The sequence below is a fragment of the Brevibacillus sp. FSL L8-0520 genome (genome assembly GCF_037963895.1).
Taxonomy (GTDB): domain Bacteria; phylum Bacillota; class Bacilli; order Brevibacillales; family Brevibacillaceae; genus Brevibacillus; species Brevibacillus borstelensis.
On sequence record NZ_CP150171.1, the window covers coordinates 2,835,022 to 2,851,782 of the forward strand.

Consider the following 16,761-nt stretch of genomic DNA (forward strand, 5'->3'; position numbering starts at 1 on the left):
TACGGCAGATCATTCCCGAAACATTCATGATTTCTTTTGGATCATTCCGCTTCTGTGCCAGTGAGCTATATAGTCATGTTCTATCTAAACCCTTTCCACTGTAAACAAACGAATTTTTGCTTCCAACCTAATAGACACGATATGTTCATGCACCCCCATTATGGGTTAAGTCACAAATAAAGCCGTCCGCATGGTAAAATGGAATGGCCTGAAGGATTTGCCAAAAGACTTCAAACAAAGAACAGGAGATTGATGCATGGAACAAAAAATCCTGGTCCGCGACTTGCTTGTCCGCCTTGCAAACAAAGAGAGGCTATACTTGCTCGATGTGCGTGATGAAGACAAATATCGTGCAGAAAGCTTGAACGATTACGGCGTGCCGACGGAGAACCTCCCGTATCTGAAGATGGTCGAACAGGACGAAGACATTCAGGAAAGAATGAAAGAACTGCCAACGGATAGACAGATCATCACGATCTGTACGAGCGGAAACAAGGCGCGAAAAGCGGCTGAGCTCTTGCGCGAAAAAGGCTACGATGCCACCTCGCTCGAAGGCGGGCTGACTGCCTGGAAACAATATCACGAGAATGGCGGAAACGAACCAAAGCAACCAGCGGACTAGACTGTCTCGCTGGTTGTTTTTCTTGACGGCGGCTGCCAATCTGTTTGGTTCGGAGGCATCTTGCTCAGAGAGGACCTTTCCTCCCAAACTCTTATCCCTTGATAAAGTGGCCCGGACCAAGCGGCATGCCTAACAGGTACCATAGCGCAAACAGGAGCAGCCAAAAAATCCCGAAGAATAACGAATACGGCAGAAGGATTGAGATCAAGGTTCCCATTTGCAGATTTTTCTGATATTTGTTGGCAAAAGTAAGCAAGATCGCAAAATACGGCAGCATAGGTGTGATCGGATTGGTGATCGAATCACCGATGCGGTAGGCAGCCTGGGTGAAAGCGGGACTGTACCCCAGCAGCAGAAACATGGGGACAAAGACCGGCGCGAGAATTGCCCATTTCGCTGTCGCGCTTGCAATGAGGAGATTGATAAGAGCGACGAACAGAATAAACAGGATCAGCAGCGGAAGGCCTGTCAAGCCGATGTTTTGCAGAAAAGCAGCTCCCTCGATCGCAATAATCGGACCGAGATTGCTCCAGTTGAAATACGCGATCATTTGCGAGGCGACAAATGCCAGAACGATGTAATAGCCCATTCCGGACATCGTCTTTCCCAAATGTTCGGCCACATCTCTGTCCGAGCGAATCACACCGGCTCCAATACCGTAGGCGACAGCGGGAATCCCGAACAAAAAGAGCAAAATGGGAACGAGCGACTTCATAAATGGAGAGACAATCAGCGAGTCGGTATCAGGGTCGCGAAGCAGCGAACCGCTCGGTATGGTGACGGCTGACAGGATGACCACGCAGACGAACAAAGCAATACCGGCCCAGCGCAATCCTCGTTTTTCCTCCGGTGTCACCTGTCCTTCCACAGCATTTTGTTGAGCTTGTGGTGTATAGCTTCCCAGCCTTGGCTCCACAATCCTGACAGTGATCCATACGGTCAAAGGAACGAGCATCAAAGTGGAAGCCACCATAAAATAGAAGTTCATCGCAGGGCTGGACATATAGCTCGCATCGATCATTTGAGCCCCTGTCTGCGTAAAGCTTGCCAACGTCACATCCAATACGGAAACAACCAGATTGGCACTGAAGCCGCCGGCTACAGCAGCGTATGCGGCAGCAAGCCCTGCGATCGGATGCCGGCCGAGCATGGTGAAAATCATCGCAGCGATCGGTGGCATAACGATGAAGGCCGCGTCTCCGGCGGCGTGTCCCAACATGCTGACAAGGACGATAATCGGCAAAATCAACGAACGCGGGGAGGCCAGTACAGTCCTTCTCATCGCTGCGCCGATCAAGCCGGTTGATTCTGCCAATCCGACGCCAAGCATGACCGACAGAACCAAGCCGAGCGGCGGGAATGAGGTGAAGTTGTTGACCATCTCGATCAGAATGCGGACGATCCCCTCTTTGCTAAGCAGGTTGACTGCGGCGATCCGCTCATGATTGGTGGGATTCACCGTCGACCATCCGAGTGCGGCAGCGATAGCGGAAAGGATCAAAATGGCGGCGATTATGACGAGAAACAGTGTGACTACATCCGGCAATTTATTGCCAAGCACTTCCACACGGTCAAGGAATTTCAAAAAGAATCCTTTTTTACTTGCATTCGTCTGTTGCGTAACAGGTGCCGCCATCATATTCCCCGCCCTTCCCTTTCAATTTACGAAGGCTGCTTACCCGTTTTCTCCACGTAGTTGTAGATCGTGTACTTGGAAACATCCAGCAGGTCGGCTACGTGCTGCACAGCGCCTTTGATCAAAAACAGCCCCATTTCATCGAGCAGACCGATAAAGGCAATTTTCTCCTCCTTCTGCATAAAGGGGACGGGTTTGCCGATTTTGCGGATGCATTCCTCAATGATTTGGTCCATCAACTCGGAGATAGTGGGAGCAAAGCGTTCTTCCGTTTTTTCTTCACTTGGCTCCTGCTGAAAAGAAGCCATTCCTTTGAGAATAGACTCGGCCATCACAAGGCTGGTCACGTCCAGATTGATACAGATACAACCGATAATGGCTTGATGCTCGTCCCTGATAAAAATCGTGCTGGATTTGATGATTTTGTCTTTAATCCCTTCGTGCTTGTAGTTGAGAATGAAGTCATGCCCTTGCTCGCCCTGACGGAGCAGCTTCAGACCGAGATTGGTCACCGGGCTTCCCGGGCTTCTGCCGCTTACATGGCTGTTGTGAATGGCAATGATCGAAGCCTCGGGGTTGGTCATGTCGTGCAGGGCGACTTCACAGTGGTCGCCAATCGTTCGAGCCAGGCCCTCAACTACAGGAATATAACTGGCCAAAATGGGATGCAATGAACTCATGTGTGAAACCTCATTTCCTAGCGTGTTTATGTGGGAGAATGCGGCTGCGTCTCCTGGGCAAATCGTCAACGAGGCCTGCTTGTTTACCGGTGGTGTACGCAAAGCTTACCCCCTTTATACACCTGCCTTACTCGCTTGAGAGAAAGCAGGTTTTCCACCGGATTTCCCTCCACAAGCAGCAGGTCTGCCCATTTTCCTGCCTCAATGGAACCCGTTCTGTCCTCCAGCTTCATGCATGCAGCTGCCTGCAGCGTCGCGGCCCGAATCGTCTCAATCGCTGGCATTCCTTCCTCGTGCATGAGCTGCAATTCATCCGCCAAATACCCTGGGATGTTAAAAGGGGTACCGGCGTCTGTGCCTGCAGCAATCTTCACTCCGTGCCGAAGCGCTTTGCGGAAGCTTTCCCGATGGATCTGGACAAACGGCTCTGCCTTGCGGACAAACTCCTCAGGCACTCCGCTCTCAGACGGCTGGCGCAGGATCAGCGTCGCAGCAATCAGGGTCGGAACCAGAAACGTTCCGTTTTCGATCATCAATTGGACGGCCTCGTCATCGAGCACCGTTCCGTGTTCGACCGTCGTAACGCCTGCACGAATGGCGTTTTTGATTCCTTCCAAACCAATCGCATGAGCTGCAGTTGTTTTTCCGGCATGAGAAGCTTCCTCGCAAGCGCAGCGCAGCTCTGCCTCTGAAAGCTGCGTGGAGCCCGGCTCTGTTCCTTTTGTTAGGACACCGCCCGTGGCCATCAGCTTCAAGAGATCTGCTCCCGCTTTCAGTTGGCTTCGGGCGGCCTTTCTCACCTCGTCAACCCCATCAGCCTCAATCGCCATTGGATGGCAGTGCCCGCCAGTCATGACGATGGGCTGGCCGGATGCGTAGACGCGCGGCCCCTCGACAAAGCCTCGCTCAACCGCATTTCGATAGGAAATATCTACATTGTATCGTGTACCCACATTCCGTACTGTCGTGATGCCAGCCTCGAGAAACTGTTTTCCTTGCTGATGAGCCCGAAACGCCGTGTCCGCTGCGGAATCCAGTCTGATTTGCCTGAAGGGATCAGGTGAAGCGTCCATGCCCAAATGCACATGGCAGTCGATCAAGCCGGGCAAAAGCGTCATTCCCGTTCCGTCGAACTCCCAGTCTGCCACTTCCGCATTGCCTGCCTCAGAGACATGCAATATTCCGGATTCGTCAAAGACAACCGTTCCTCTTTCAATCTGCCGCAAATGTACAACGTCGATTATTCTTACATTGTATATTTTTCGCCTCACGTCAGCACCACCCTGTTTATACTGGGATTTGTTGCGTGTACTTTTCGACCAGCTCAGCGAGCAGCTTCATGTTTACATTGCCGCCTGAAGCCAGCACGACTACCTTTTTTCCCTTGAGTGCAGTCCGATGGTGAATCATTGCTGCCAAAGCGGCCGCACCGGACGGCTCTACTACCATCTTGGCCCGTTCCGCAAGGCTCACCACCGTCCTTGCAATCTCTTCCTCGGAGACCAATACCATCTCGTCGACGTATCTTGTCGTGTGTGCATACGTGATCTTTCCCGGCTTTTTGGCCATCAATCCATCCGCGATCGTATCCACCTTTTCCACTTCAAACGGACAGCCGTGCCGAAGCGATTCATACATCGCCATGGCCCCCTCGCTATTCACGCCGATCACGCGCACGGCCGGCTTTGTCTCCTTCAAAGCAGCCGCCACGCCCGATATCAACCCTCCCCCGCTGACCGGAACGATGACCACGTCAACGTCGGGAAGCTCTTCCAAAATCTCCAGGCCGATCGTGCCTTGCCCTGCGATAATATGCATGTCTTCAAACGGATGGATCAAGACAAGACCTTCGCTTTGGTGAAGCTCCAGCGCTTTTTCATACATGGTAATGGAGGTGCTCCCTCCATCTACTACTTTGGCGCCGTAATGAAGGATCGCATTTTGCTTGCTCGGTACAGGATTGGTCGGCATGACCACTGTAGCTGCAATCCCTTGGATCTGGGCAGCGTAGGCAGTGCCTGCGCCGTGATTGCCTGCAGAAAAGGCCACGACACCCCGTCTTTTTTCCTCGTCTGTCAGGCTCACGATCTTGTTGTACGCGCCGCGGATTTTGAACGCCCCTGTCTTTTGCAGATTCTCGCATTTTACGTAGATGGTATTGCCTGACCATTCGCTGAAAGTGCGCGAATACTGCATAGGTGTCGGCAAGATGACACCCGCGAGATTGGCCCTGGCTTGCCTGATTTGCTCCAATGTAACGAACATGCGTTTATCTCTCCTCTTCCCTGATTTCTACGACCATTTCAATCTCCACAGGCAGATTCATGGGCAGAACGGATGTGCCCAAGGCAGAGCGGGCATGCTTCCCCCTGTCGCCAAAAACGTTCACCAGCAGATCGGAAGCCCCGTTCATAACCTGGGGCTGGTCGTAAAAATCGTCTGCGCTGCTCACCAGTCCGAGTACTTTCACAATCCGCTCAATCTTATCAAGATTGCCAATCTCCGCTTTGATCATGCTGAGCAGGTTGAGGACAGTAATCTGTGCCGCCTCATATCCTTGTTCTACAGTAAGCTCCCTGCCCAGCCTGCCCGTATAGAGCGGTTTCCCATCGACAAAGCAGCCGGCTCCTGAGGTAAAAACCAGGCAGCCCGAACGCACGCAGGATACGTAGGTTGCCAAAGGCGGTTGGTTCGGGGGCAGACTTACCCCCAGCTCTTCAAGTCTCTTTTCCACAAATGACAAAAGTACCACCACGCTTTTCTGAAAATTCTAATCAACACTCGATATTCTCATTCTATCACGATCCCGGAATAAAATGATACAATTTTTTTGATATCGACAAATTTTTTAGAAAAAATCAACAACATGCACCCGTCCGCTGAATCCTCCAGCCGCCTGTCATGGAAATCATGCCACAAATACACGGCGGTATTTCCTTTTCTGAACAAGCGTCAACAAGGTCTGCCATTATTTACAGGTTCCATTCTCTCAAGTCTATTTGTTATCCTAGTTAAGCCAAACAAACAAGCCGAAACTTCCAAAGAAGTGGAAGTGCGGGGGACTTCTTTTTGTAGAGTTAGCCACTCTGCATTGGGGTGAATCACGCTTGTGAAGGGTTGTATCCTCAGCCCGAACCCGACAACTAACCTCGTAGGCGAAGAAAAGGAGACGATGAGAACATGAAACCATTCGGCAAGTCTATCATCGCTATTGCTTTGGGATTGGCTGTTACTTCGATGTCCACTTCAGCATTTGCTGCCACATGCCCGGTAAAAAATGTTGTTAATCAAGGGCAATGGCTCCCATATTTCATGAATTCCCAACCTTCGCAACAATCCCAACCATCGAACCAATGGAACCAATGGAACTGGGCATTTCCATCCAACTCTATGCAATGGGTAGAGCTTCCGATGCAACAGCCGGTACAAAAACCGGTTCAGCAGCCGGTGCAAAAGCCGGTACAAAAGCCAGTTCAACAACCGGCTAAAGCTCCGGCAAGCAACACTGTCAACGCTTCCTCCCAGTTTGCTCGCGAAGTGGAAAATCTGGTAAACCAAGAGCGTGCAAAAGCTGGTCTGGCTCCGCTTGCTTACGATGCTGCATTGGAAAAGGTAGCATTGGCAAAAGCGGCTGACATGGATCAAAACAACTACTTTGATCACAACAGCCCTACCTACGGTTCTCCATTTGACATGATGAAGCGCTTTGGCGTATCGTACATGACTGCCGGCGAAAACATCGCCATGGGTCAGCGCAGCGCTGAAGAAGTGATGCAGCAATGGATGAACAGTGACGGTCACCGCAAAAACATCATGAACCCGAATTTCACGAAAATCGGCGTAGGCTACCAAAATGGTTACTGGGTACAAGAATTTACCGGATAACCTTGATGGCTGCAGAGAAGAACCGAGTTGCTCAACAGAGTGACTCGGTTTTTTCGGTTTTTTCCCTGCTTGCAAAAAAAGCCCACCTGAAGCTGGTGGGCATGGTATCGATCTAGGCTTTTGTGATCAAAGGAGAAAATGGCGACACCCGGATCAGAGGCTCATTAACGAGCGCACCAGCCGCCGTCGATGACCATTTCAAGGCCGCTCACAAACGAAGACTCGTCCGAAGCGAGATAAAGTGCACCATAAGCGATATCCTCGGGTTTGCCGAGACGAGGCAGCGGCGTTTGCGCCTGAAAAATGCCCCGAACCTCTGGAGCCGTGATCATTTGCGTCATTGGTGTTTCGATAATGCCCGGGTGAATGGAGTTCACGCGGACGGAATCCTTCGCGCATTCGACAGCTGCTGCTTTCGTAAGAGCTCTCAACGCCCCTTTGGAAGCGGTGTAACCATTCGTAAAGTTCAGAGCAACTAGTCCTGCGATAGACGAAATGTTGATGATGGAACCGCTTCCAGCCTTTTTCATCTCAGGGTAAACCAGCGTCATTCCCAGCACGCAGCCGGTCAGGTTTACATCCATCACCTTGTTCCAGTTTTCCATCGTAAATTGCTCAATCGTAGCATCTGTACTGATACCCGCATTGTTTACCAGGACGTGAATGTTGCCAAATGCCTCCAGACCTTGTGCGATGACGTTTTTCCATTCGTCCTCGGAAACGACGTTGTGTTTGACCCCGATGGCTTCCCCGCCGTCCGCCTTGATTTCATTCACCACTTCTTGCAGCTTGTCTTCGGACATGTCCGTCGCGATTACTTTCGCGCCTTCCTGGGCAAACAGACGAGCTGTTTGTGCCCCCATACCGCTTGCCGCACCTGTAATGATGGCGACTTTTCCTGTTAGACGACCCATAGTCGTATCCTCCCGCTTTTTCATTTCTGAAAAAGAAATTCAAAAAAATTTTAAACAACTAGTTGCTTTATCGACACTGTGTCGTAAATAATTATATCAATGCCCTTCTTATATGGGCAAACAACACAAAACGCCGAAGTGACGATAAATCAACAGAAGATCAACGTTGTGTGGATCACATAGAAAAAGTTCAACAAGGATGGGAAGAATGTCGATGAAACCGAAGAAGATTGATCCGCGGGTCAGGAGGACACGCCAGCTCATTCAGGACGCGTTTACCTCGCTCATACAGGAAAAAGGGTATGAGGCCATCACCGTACAGGACATTACCGAGCGTGCCACTTTGAATAGGGCCACCTTTTACCTCCACTATCGAGACAAACAGGATTTGATGTGGCAAAGCACAGAAGAAGTCCTCTCGGAGCTGGTGGACAGTCTGCGCGAAACGACCAAACATGCGAAAAAAGCAGACTTGCACGTAGATCAACCGCACCCCGTGTTCGTCTGCCTGTTTGAACAGATTGCACGCCATGCGACCTTTTACAAGGTAATGCTGTCCCATCACCAGGCACCACTCGCTGATCGCCTGATCGAAGTCATCACCGATTACATCTCCCAAGGCCTGGACGAATTCCAGCCCGATGACACCAAGCTCACGGCACAGCGAGAGATTATTGTCCGCTATACCGCCTCTGCCTTTTTAGGAGTCATCATGTGGTGGCTGGAGGGCGGCATGAGCTATTCTCCCCGCTTCATGGCGCTGCAATTGATGAGGCTTGCGATCAAGGGGCCGTATGAGCTGTCTCCGTTTGCGTGAGCCCTTTCGGGGCGGGAAATAGCAAAAAGCCGGAACGGTACCACTCCGGCTTTTCACATTCAAGAGGTTCTCGTCAAAGCGTTCTCTTCGCTTCGACGCTCTTAGCTCTCTGTGGAACAGCAGTCACACTTCTGCTCCTCTAGCAAAGGTACCTCTTTTTCATGCATTGTCTGTTTGGTCGGGTATGCCCCCACCTGCTGCAACTCTACACTGACATCTTTGTCATTGTTTTGTTGTTGGTCCATGGGAAGCCTCCTCACTGAGTGCGACCTGTGCCTAGTATACGCACCCGGGATGTGAAGCTATTCGTTCTTCAGGGATTCGTTCAGCCTTTTGCCCGGTTTGCCTGAAGGATGTGCTCCAGGTCTTTCAGGGCTGCAGCTGCGGCTGCCACCGGGTCGGATTTTCCTCCCCCCACCAACAGCTCCCCCATTGTGTCCGTTTCCAGACGAATCGCTTTGGTCGTCCCGCGGACTTGGGCGAACAGGTGAGTCTCGGACAATAGCTGCACGTCCACAGCGGCCTGGAGAGTGTCGTCGACTTTGCGCAGACTGCCTACCAGCTTGGGGACAAGACCGTCTGCTTTCCACTTCTGCACTAGCTCCGGTGTGATGCCTTGGATGCCCTTCCGTGCCACATCCGACAGGCGAATGCCTGCATGAAAAGCTGCATTGGCCATAATTGTCAGCTTGCAGGCCGTGTCCCAGCCTTCGAGATCAAAGCGCGGATCAGGCTCGGCAATCCCCATCTGCTGGGCGCGGATAATCGCCTCCTCCATGGAGATGCCTTCTTCCATCATTGCACTCAGCACAAAATTGGCTGTTCCGGTAAATATTCCTTCGATCAGCGCCACTTCACAACCGGCCAAATTGAACTGGAGCAAATCAACCGTCGGCAAAGCTGCAGCCGTTGCTCCGCTTACTTTGAGCATGGCCCCATGTCGTCTGGCCGCCTCATGGAGCCCCTGGTAATCTGCTATCAGCGCCCCTTTGGAGATCGCGATGACATGCTTGCCGCGGGACAGGGCGGTTCTCATGTAGGAGAGGGCCATGCCGCCAGTGACAATATCAGAAGGACCCGCTTCGATCAGGATGTCAAATGGACATGCTGCCAGGAAGTCGGCTCCCGTTTTCTTTTTATCTCCCATACTTTTCTCTGCGGAAAACGCCTGGACTTGTTCGAGTGCCAGTCCTTCATCCGCGTAGCAGCCAGCGGTCGAACGCATGACGCCGACAAGCCTGACATCGGCATCGTAGACCATCCGGTATCTTTCCTTGCGCTCGTGAAGCAATCTTGCGACTTGTCTGCCTACCGAGCCAAATCCAGAGACGACCACGTCGTATCGTTTCATTGCGAGTTCCTCCTTGCTGTGTACCGTACTAGATTCGCTGTCTGCGGCCGAATCAACGCGGCAAACGACGCCGATGAGCGAGGATGGGATTGGCGTCTGCCGGCTTCAGCTTTTTGCCTTTCCGGTCATCGTACAGCTCATTTACATAGTCGATATAGAGGATGCCATGCAAATGGTCGATTTCATGCTGCACGCACCGGGCCAAAAATCCTTCTGCCTCCAGTACGACCTCTTCTCCCGCACGCGTTAGCGTCTTTACTTTTACATATTGGGCCCGCGTGACTATGCCAACGACACCGGGAATGGACAGGCAGGCTTCGGTTCCTTTTTGCTCACCCCGGCTGTCCACGATTACCGGATTGATCAGTTCGATCAGGCCGGTTCCGCAATCCATGACGACCAGCTGCTTGGGTATCCCGATCTGAATCGCAGAAAGACCTGCTCTTCCCTCGGTCGCGTAGATGGTGTCCGCCATGTCATCCAGAATGTTGCACACATTTTGCGTAATCGGGCTCACCGGCCTGGATCGTTCCCTTAGAATCGGATCCCCCAGCTGCACGATCATCCGTTCAGCCATCTCGCTTCTCCTCCCCGACAACGAGTCAATTTGTATCCAACGTAACAAAGCGGTCCCCTTTCGTCAAACGCTTTGCTGAACGCCTGTTTTTTCATCGACAAATACGCTTATATACGCTATCTTAAATGGTAAACATGAAGTTGATGGAAACGAAGAGGGAGGAAACCATGCATCCACTTGCATCTCAGCTCAACGAGACAATTCAACGTGAAAATCCGCACTTTTTCGACATGCTCTCTGAATTGGGCCGACTGATTTACTTCCCGAAGGAAGGCATCCTCAGTCAATCTGCCGAAGCGAAATCAAAGGCCAAAAAGTACAACGCCACGATCGGGATTGCATTGGAAAACGGCCAGCCGATGCATTTGAAATCGATCCAGGACACGTTGTCCGCTTATGCACCAAAAGACCTTTACGAGTACGCTCCCCCTGCCGGCAAGCCGGAGCTGCGCGCCGCCTGGAGGAAAAAAATGCTGGAGGAGCATCCTTCTCTGGAAAATAAAACCTTCAGCAATCCGATCGTGACGAATGCATTGACGCACGGTCTGAGTGTCGTGGCGGACTTGTACGCAGGACCGGGAGACAGCGTCATTATCCCCGACAAAAACTGGGAGAACTACGAATTGACATTCTCCATTCGCCGCGGGGCGGAAATGGTCTATTATCCGCTTTATAACGATGAAATGACTTTCAACGCGGAAGGTCTCAAGGATGCGATCCTGGCACAAAAAGAGAAGGGCAAAGCGATCGTCGTCCTCAACTTCCCGAACAACCCGACCGGATATACGCCTGGGCAAAAGGAAGCCGAAGAAATTCTCAAAGCGCTGAAGGCTGGTGCCGAGGCGGGAATCAACATCGTCGCAGTAACCGATGACGCCTACTTCAGTCTGTTCTTTGAAGATTCCTTGCAGGAGTCTCTGTTCGGCGCGCTCTGCGACCTGCATCCGCGAATTCTGCCGATCAAGGTGGACGGCGCGACCAAGGAAGAATACGTCTGGGGTTTCCGTGTAGGCTTTATCACCTACGGCGGAAAAAGCGATGCCCTGCTGGCTGCCCTGGAGCAGAAAACGCTCGGAATGATCCGCGCGACGATTTCCAGCGGACCGCACCCGTCCCAAACCTTTATCCTGCACGCATTGAATTCACCGACTTTCAACCAAGAAAAGCAAGAAAAGTTCGAGATCATGAAACGTCGCGCCAACCGGGTCAAGCAGTTGCTTGACAGCGGCAAATTTGATGACGTGTGGACGTACTATCCTTTCAACTCGGGATACTTTATGTGTCTCAAGCTCAAGAATGTAGATGCGGAAACATTGCGTACCCATTTGCTTGAGAAATATGGTGTCGGTACGATCGCTTTGGGCAAGACCGACTTGCGCATTGCCTTCTCTTGTATTGAAGAAGAAGACATCGACGAACTGTTCTCCCTGATTTACCAAGGAGTTCTCGATTTGCAAGGGTAATGGAAACAGAAAAAAGCGTTTTGGATGCTCATCCAAGACGCTTTTTTTCGTGTCGCTCCAGATATGCAGGTTCGAACAGAAATCAAGCTCTTCTGCCATCCTCCAACTGCGAAATAAATCGAGAGTTCTTGCCAAATCACGTCGACTCTCCTGTTACGATACTCTTTCAGCCATTTGCGCGGGCTGCTCAAGCTGATCCATGTCGACAGCAGGCAACAGCCTGCGCTCCCAACGTCGGACTTGGACTGTCCAAAAGCGAAGAGATGCCTGCATCACAGGGCCGACCAGAAATACTGACAAGAATGTGCCGAACGATATCGGTCCACCCGCGATCCAGCCCAAAAAGAGCGCCGTCCCTTCCAAGCAGGTACGGACCAGGCGGACAGATCGGCCGGTGATACGGACGAGCGACAGCGTGATTCCATCCCGCGGACCGGCTCCCAAGCGGGACGCGACATACATCCCCGACCCGATACCCATCAGAACAATCCCGACAACCAATTCGACAAACCGCGCCCACTGCGCTGTCACAACCGGAATGATGCTGCTCGCAAGGAAGATGTTGACAAAAAAGCCGATCAACAAAATGTTGGCGACGCTCCCGATCTGCGGCAAACGCCGATCCAGAATACATGCGATTCCGACCATCAGAATACCAACGATCTGTACCCATAAACCGACTGACAAGCCGGTCAAACCCGACAGGCCGATATGCAGGACATCCCAAGAAGATGCGCCTAATGCCGCTTTCATCATACTGACGGCGCCCATCGACAAAACGACCAAACCGAGTAAAAACAGAACCAGCTTGGCCGCAAACAACGGAAGTTTCCCCTTTGCTGTTTTCTCTCTTTTCAACAGTATATGCTCCTCTCCTGTTAGCAAAAATGTTCTCTATTTATAACGTATTTTACAAATTAATTACCTAGATAATTATATTTGTGGAGCCTTATTTTGTCAAGGCCGGTGAAACATCGCCCCCAAAAAAGCCTGCGATGCGAAATCGCAGACTTTCCGTAAAAAATTATTTGCAGTGGGTTCTGGACGAGTTTGTTTGGAATCTTTCGAAAGCTCTGGTGAGCCTGGCTGGTTGCCTTCTCTGCGCCTCGACTCGACCTTCACAACTCCATCTCCAGGCCGCTGGCGCTACCTTTCCACCCTCACTTTCTGATCCTCGACGCTTCTGGTGCCAGCCACAACTGCCCCGAGTACAAACAGCATGCCCATTCCGTGAGCCCACGTGAACTGTTCACCCAAAAAGAGAACGGACACGAGCGCAGCGCTGACCGGCATAAAGCCGGTGAACAAGCCGGCTGTAGAAGCAGCCACCTTCGCTACGCCTCTGTACCAGAGGACGAAAGAAAGGACGCTTGCGGTGACGGCATAGTAGATCATCAGCAGCCAGATCTGGAACGGTACAGCAGTCAAATCCGTCTTGATCAGATCGGGAATCGCAAATGGGAGGAACAAAATCAGACTGATCACATTGATCGCCGCCGTCATCTGAAAGGGGGTCACACTCTCCGACAGCCTTTTGGCAAAGATCGTAAAGAGGGCCTCCGAGATGACGGCCAAAAATACGAGGAGATTTCCAAACATGGCGCCCCAGCCCACGCTTGCCGCTCCGCCCGTAAAGGTAATGAAGCCGATGCCCACAACCGAAAATAAAATGGAGACCAGTTGATGTGAGCGTATTTTTTCCTTGAGGAGCAGAAAAGAAAACAAAGCGATGCAAGCCGGTACGGTGCTCGTAATGATGCCTGCCGAAGTGGCTGTAGTCCACTGCACCCCGTAAAGCATGCAAATGCTAAATAAAAACACCCCAAAGAAAGACTGCCAGAACAGCGTCTTCCCCTCTTCTTTCCGCCACGAGCTTTTCCACTCTCCACGCATGGACAGCAAAGGAAGGAGAATAATCACGGCAAGGATAAAGCGAAATTCCGAAAACAAGAAAACAGGTACGTGCTCGACGATGGCTTTTCCCACCGAAATATTAATGCCGACAAATGCCATCGGATAATGCCAACTGCACATAGGAAGCGATCATCCTGTACGCTCCACCCCTTTATCTATCTTGACATAACATATACCATTTTTGCCCGTTTAACTCCTGCTTTGATTACGAAAATTCGGAACATTTCCGCACAAAAAAAGCTCCCCTTTGATAATCAAGGGAAGCCGTGTTTGTTGCAATTGAAAGCCTTCATATCGCTTGTTTATACTCCTTCGGTGTCGATGGAGCCAAGCTGTTTTTCTTCTTCTCGGCAGCTCCCACGAGCAAAGCGCCAAAAGGCAATTTAGCCAAGCCGTAAGACAACCCGAAGGAAAACGCAGAACAGAGAACAAACGCGATCAGACTGCCCCCGATCCCGCTTGCCGTCCACTCCCAGTGATTGAGCAATTTCATCACATACGTCAGGACGAGCGCGTGGATGAGATAAGCGCCATATGAATAATGCCCAAGCATCGTCAGCCATTTTTTCCATTGCGAACCCGACTTGCCCACCCACACGGCTACGAGGTAGACAACGAGGAGCTGGGCTACGGTATAGAGAAACATCGAAGGCTTCAGCGAGGTTGCCACATTCAAATTGACAATCGGGCCGGCCGAATGTTTGACCAGCTCATACCCGATATAGGCGTAGGTGACACCAAAAGCGGCGAACAGCCACAGCCACCTTTTCTGCAAAAAGACGCGAAACTGCGGCAATGCCAGTGCAGCCAGACCGCCCATGAAAAAATAAAAAGAGTAATACAGAAAGTTGCGATCCCGGTATTTGATCAAGTAAGCATCGAGCCAGGCCAGATCAAACCGAAACGAATGAGCCGGGATATAGCGGACGGAGAACCACATCAGAGCGGCGTAGGCAAGAGCAGCAGCTCCAACGGCAAACGTCCTGCCCGCTCTTCCCCGTACAGCATGTCTTGTCCACTTGAACAGCTTTAGCAGGATCGGGTATAAGAGATAAAACTGGAAAATCATCACGACAAACCACAGATGATAGGAAGCGGTTCCTGTCATCCATTTTTTCAGCACCAGCCACAGCGTCTCCGGATTGAATCCAGTCAGGTCGTGATGCATCGCCATATAGACGATCGACCAGACCGCGTAAGGCACCACGATCTCCGTAAACCTCTTTTGTATAAACCGCGGATACTGCAAGCGGTCGTAATAGTTGTAAAACAGCACGAGTCCCGTGACGAATACGAATGCAGGAACCGCAAATTTCAACAGATGAAACAACATCCCAAAAAGAAACGCCGTCTCTTCCCCAACTCCCGGCTTGCGAATGTATACGCCGATGACATGCTGATACACGACAGCCAAAAAAGCAAATGATCGGACATAATCCAATTCGACGATTCGTTCTTTTCGGGCCATTTTTTAAACGTCATACCTTTCCGCCATAGACATGGAAAACAACACTCACCATCTTACCTGTCAGCTTGGCAAGAGGCAATAGGAATGTTTACGCTAGCGCGATTGCAACCATTTGCACAAGGCCCAATAGCCGGTCGTTAGAATGGAGACGGCAATGATCGCCATCAAAGTATCTGGTCTCATACATTTCCTCCAAAGTCCTTGTCTTCTCACTTTTTTAACTGCTGAACAGACCCGTAAGTCAGGCTTCGCCATACCCATTCCAGCGGTCCGTAACGATAACGCGATAGCCACCATTTGCTCCACGCCACCTGAATCGGGAAAATCAGCAGACACAGCATGAAGCCAACCCAGAGCGGGGTTGAACCGTATAAGTGAAAAAGCTTGACGGTACTTATGCAAAGCACAGTTTGGGCGATGTAATTGGTCAGCGCCATTCGCCCCACAGGTGCCAGGAAGGCAAGCCTTTCGCTGCCTTGTTCTTTTCTCATCATCAGCAAAATCGATGTGAGGTAAAAAACGCACAGAGCCAATCCGCTCCACTGAATCAGCACAAGACGAGTCATTTCCAGCGAACCCGGAATCGGGACGATCCCAAAGTGAACCAAGGGAATCAGCACTGCCAGCGGAAATCCGGTCAAAAGCGAAATCACCCAGTATCGTCTGATTGCCGATTCGTATTGGCCGAGCTGGTGAAACACCCCTTTTTTGGCGACATACAGTCCAAATAAAAAGAGCGGCAATACGGTCAGAATCATCAGCCATTCATTTTGAAAGAGCACCGGGAATTCATAGTTCCAGCGAAAGGAGAGCCACTCCCCCAAGCTCCCGTTTTGATAGGCGTCGACCGCTTGTCTGGCCAGATGCTCCTCTTGGGCGCCTGTTGCGTGTCCGTCATCGGGGATGAGCAGCGCCAGTCCCATCGGTATCTGTAAAAGAGCGAGCAACGCGATCGCCCATCTTTTGATGACAACCTCCCGCCTTTTGTAGAACAAATAGAGCAGGATGCCAGCCAACGCATACGTGTGCGAAATATCCCCGAACCAGAACAACAAGTGTACGATGCCAAACAAAAACAACACGGTCAACCGCCTGAAATACTTGCTGCCAACCGGCACCCCTTTTTGCTCCAGGCGGCTCATGAAGAGGTAGAACCCTGCGCCGAACAAAAAAGAGAAGATCGTGTAAAACTTGGTCTGAACAAGCATGTCCAGCATCATCCGCAGCCACAAATCAACGGCGCCTGCGTGTTCGGGAATGCGCTGCATGCTGAGAAAAAGCTCCGGCTGCATGTATCCCGGCATATTCACCAAAAAAATCCCGAAGAGCGCAAATCCCCTGATGACATCCAGTTCATTGATTCTCTCGGTCAATGGGGTAGGTGTTGTTTGCATGCATCTCAACCTTTCTCTCGTGCACTTCCATAATCCCCCA

Annotated in this window: 17 protein-coding genes and 1 riboswitch; of the genes, 4 read left to right on the plus strand and 13 right to left on the minus strand. The window is 51.3% G+C overall.

All coding sequences use genetic code 11. From position 1 onward, the window contains the following. The first annotated feature begins 256 nt into the window (after positions 1 to 256). Positions 257 to 622 (plus strand): rhodanese-like domain-containing protein, encoded by a 366-nt coding sequence (locus NSQ24_RS14090; RefSeq protein ID WP_339166042.1) that lies wholly within the window; start codon positions 257 to 259, stop codon positions 620 to 622. Between the two features lie 91 nt (positions 623 to 713). Here the strand turns inward: NSQ24_RS14090 and NSQ24_RS14095 are convergent, their stop codons facing one another. From NSQ24_RS14095 to NSQ24_RS14115, 5 genes are all read right to left on the minus strand, one after another. After that, positions 714 to 2,261 carry an AbgT family transporter gene (locus NSQ24_RS14095; protein ID WP_339166044.1) on the minus strand — a complete coding sequence of 516 codons (1,548 nt, stop codon included), beginning with the start codon at positions 2,259 to 2,261 and terminating at the stop codon, positions 714 to 716. A 23-nt stretch (positions 2,262 to 2,284) separates the two neighbouring features. Further along, positions 2,285 to 2,938: a PAS domain-containing protein gene (locus NSQ24_RS14100; RefSeq protein WP_003390453.1), complete on the minus strand. Its 654-nt coding sequence runs from the start codon at positions 2,936 to 2,938 to the stop codon at positions 2,285 to 2,287. A gap of 83 nt (positions 2,939 to 3,021) precedes the next feature. Beyond that, the gene (locus tag NSQ24_RS14105) at positions 3,022 to 4,209 is read right to left on the minus strand and encodes an amidohydrolase family protein (protein ID WP_122959047.1); all 1,188 of its coding nucleotides are present in this window, start codon (positions 4,207 to 4,209) and stop codon (positions 3,022 to 3,024) included. A gap of 16 nt (positions 4,210 to 4,225) precedes the next feature. Then, on the minus strand, positions 4,226 to 5,203 hold the full coding sequence (ilvA, locus tag NSQ24_RS14110; protein ID WP_243014187.1) for a threonine ammonia-lyase: 978 nt from the start codon (positions 5,201 to 5,203) through the stop codon (positions 4,226 to 4,228). A 4-nt stretch (positions 5,204 to 5,207) separates the two neighbouring features. Further along, positions 5,208 to 5,681 (minus strand): RidA family protein, encoded by a 474-nt coding sequence (locus NSQ24_RS14115; protein WP_122959046.1) that lies wholly within the window; start codon positions 5,679 to 5,681, stop codon positions 5,208 to 5,210. A gap of 274 nt (positions 5,682 to 5,955) precedes the next feature. Continuing rightward, positions 5,956 to 6,111, plus strand: a riboswitch (cyclic di-AMP (ydaO/yuaA leader). 7 nt (positions 6,112 to 6,118) lie between these two features. Here NSQ24_RS14115 and NSQ24_RS14120 point away from each other — a divergent pair. Next, positions 6,119 to 6,823 (plus strand): CAP domain-containing protein, encoded by a 705-nt coding sequence (locus NSQ24_RS14120; protein ID WP_339166046.1) that lies wholly within the window; start codon positions 6,119 to 6,121, stop codon positions 6,821 to 6,823. Between the two features lie 164 nt (positions 6,824 to 6,987). Here NSQ24_RS14120 and NSQ24_RS14125 read toward each other — a convergent pair whose 3' ends face one another. After that, on the minus strand, positions 6,988 to 7,737 hold the full coding sequence (locus NSQ24_RS14125) for a glucose 1-dehydrogenase (protein WP_003390460.1): 750 nt from the start codon (positions 7,735 to 7,737) through the stop codon (positions 6,988 to 6,990). A gap of 214 nt (positions 7,738 to 7,951) precedes the next feature. Between NSQ24_RS14125 and NSQ24_RS14130 the strand changes: the two genes are divergently transcribed. Beyond that, positions 7,952 to 8,554: a TetR/AcrR family transcriptional regulator gene (locus tag NSQ24_RS14130; RefSeq protein WP_227277713.1), complete on the plus strand. Its 603-nt coding sequence runs from the start codon at positions 7,952 to 7,954 to the stop codon at positions 8,552 to 8,554. A gap of 101 nt (positions 8,555 to 8,655) precedes the next feature. Here NSQ24_RS14130 and NSQ24_RS14135 read toward each other — a convergent pair whose 3' ends face one another. The 3 genes from NSQ24_RS14135 to def form a co-directional block, all read right to left on the minus strand. Next, a complete protein-coding gene (locus tag NSQ24_RS14135; RefSeq protein WP_170208386.1) occupies positions 8,656 to 8,799 on the minus strand; it encodes a hypothetical protein in 144 nt (47 codons plus the stop codon). A gap of 80 nt (positions 8,800 to 8,879) precedes the next feature. Then, a complete protein-coding gene (locus tag NSQ24_RS14140) occupies positions 8,880 to 9,905 on the minus strand; it encodes a homoserine dehydrogenase (protein WP_339166047.1) in 1,026 nt (341 codons plus the stop codon). A 52-nt stretch (positions 9,906 to 9,957) separates the two neighbouring features. After that, positions 9,958 to 10,482 carry a peptide deformylase gene (gene def / locus NSQ24_RS14145; RefSeq protein WP_003390463.1) on the minus strand — a complete coding sequence of 175 codons (525 nt, stop codon included), beginning with the start codon at positions 10,480 to 10,482 and terminating at the stop codon, positions 9,958 to 9,960. 167 nt (positions 10,483 to 10,649) lie between these two features. Here def and NSQ24_RS14150 point away from each other — a divergent pair, with 167 nt between their 5' ends. After that, entirely contained in the window at positions 10,650 to 11,945 is a 1,296-nt protein-coding gene (locus NSQ24_RS14150) for an aminotransferase class I/II-fold pyridoxal phosphate-dependent enzyme (protein WP_003390464.1), read from the plus strand. A 153-nt stretch (positions 11,946 to 12,098) separates the two neighbouring features. Here the strand turns inward: NSQ24_RS14150 and NSQ24_RS14155 are convergent, their stop codons facing one another. The 4 genes from NSQ24_RS14155 to NSQ24_RS14170 all read right to left on the minus strand — a co-directional run bounded on the left by NSQ24_RS14155 (position 12,099) and on the right by NSQ24_RS14170 (position 16,721). Further along, on the minus strand, positions 12,099 to 12,803 hold the full coding sequence (locus NSQ24_RS14155; protein ID WP_003390465.1) for a membrane protein: 705 nt from the start codon (positions 12,801 to 12,803) through the stop codon (positions 12,099 to 12,101). 288 nt (positions 12,804 to 13,091) lie between these two features. After that, complete coding sequence (locus tag NSQ24_RS14160) at positions 13,092 to 13,979, minus strand: DMT family transporter (protein WP_339166048.1); 888 nt, start codon at positions 13,977 to 13,979, stop codon at positions 13,092 to 13,094. A 169-nt stretch (positions 13,980 to 14,148) separates the two neighbouring features. Next, a complete protein-coding gene (locus tag NSQ24_RS14165) occupies positions 14,149 to 15,327 on the minus strand; it encodes an acyltransferase (protein ID WP_339166050.1) in 1,179 nt (392 codons plus the stop codon). 209 nt (positions 15,328 to 15,536) lie between these two features. After that, positions 15,537 to 16,721 (minus strand): DUF418 domain-containing protein, encoded by a 1,185-nt coding sequence (locus NSQ24_RS14170; RefSeq protein ID WP_339166052.1) that lies wholly within the window; start codon positions 16,719 to 16,721, stop codon positions 15,537 to 15,539. Positions 16,722 to 16,761 lie beyond the last annotated feature (40 nt).

What these genes read in the sequence shown, in the direction of transcription:
- NSQ24_RS14090 (WP_339166042.1), top strand. Translation starts at nt 257, where the DNA reads ATGGAACAAAAAATCCTGGTCCGCGACTTGCTTGTCCGCCTTGCAAAC.
- NSQ24_RS14095 (WP_339166044.1), bottom strand. Translation starts at nt 2,261, where the DNA reads ATGATGGCGGCACCTGTTACGCAACAGACGAATGCAAGTAAAAAAGGA.
- NSQ24_RS14100 (WP_003390453.1), bottom strand. Translation starts at nt 2,938, where the DNA reads ATGAGTTCATTGCATCCCATTTTGGCCAGTTATATTCCTGTAGTTGAG.
- ilvA (WP_243014187.1), bottom strand. Translation starts at nt 5,203, where the DNA reads ATGTTCGTTACATTGGAGCAAATCAGGCAAGCCAGGGCCAATCTCGCG.
- NSQ24_RS14120 (WP_339166046.1), top strand. Translation starts at nt 6,119, where the DNA reads ATGAAACCATTCGGCAAGTCTATCATCGCTATTGCTTTGGGATTGGCT.
- NSQ24_RS14125 (WP_003390460.1), bottom strand. Translation starts at nt 7,737, where the DNA reads ATGGGTCGTCTAACAGGAAAAGTCGCCATCATTACAGGTGCGGCAAGC.
- NSQ24_RS14130 (WP_227277713.1), top strand. Translation starts at nt 7,952, where the DNA reads ATGAAACCGAAGAAGATTGATCCGCGGGTCAGGAGGACACGCCAGCTC.
- NSQ24_RS14135 (WP_170208386.1), bottom strand. Translation starts at nt 8,799, where the DNA reads ATGGACCAACAACAAAACAATGACAAAGATGTCAGTGTAGAGTTGCAG.
- NSQ24_RS14140 (WP_339166047.1), bottom strand. Translation starts at nt 9,905, where the DNA reads ATGAAACGATACGACGTGGTCGTCTCTGGATTTGGCTCGGTAGGCAGA.
- def (WP_003390463.1), bottom strand. Translation starts at nt 10,482, where the DNA reads ATGGCTGAACGGATGATCGTGCAGCTGGGGGATCCGATTCTAAGGGAA.
- NSQ24_RS14150 (WP_003390464.1), top strand. Translation starts at nt 10,650, where the DNA reads ATGCATCCACTTGCATCTCAGCTCAACGAGACAATTCAACGTGAAAAT.
- NSQ24_RS14160 (WP_339166048.1), bottom strand. Translation starts at nt 13,979, where the DNA reads ATGTGCAGTTGGCATTATCCGATGGCATTTGTCGGCATTAATATTTCG.
- NSQ24_RS14165 (WP_339166050.1), bottom strand. Translation starts at nt 15,327, where the DNA reads ATGGCCCGAAAAGAACGAATCGTCGAATTGGATTATGTCCGATCATTT.
- NSQ24_RS14170 (WP_339166052.1), bottom strand. Translation starts at nt 16,721, where the DNA reads ATGCAAACAACACCTACCCCATTGACCGAGAGAATCAATGAACTGGAT.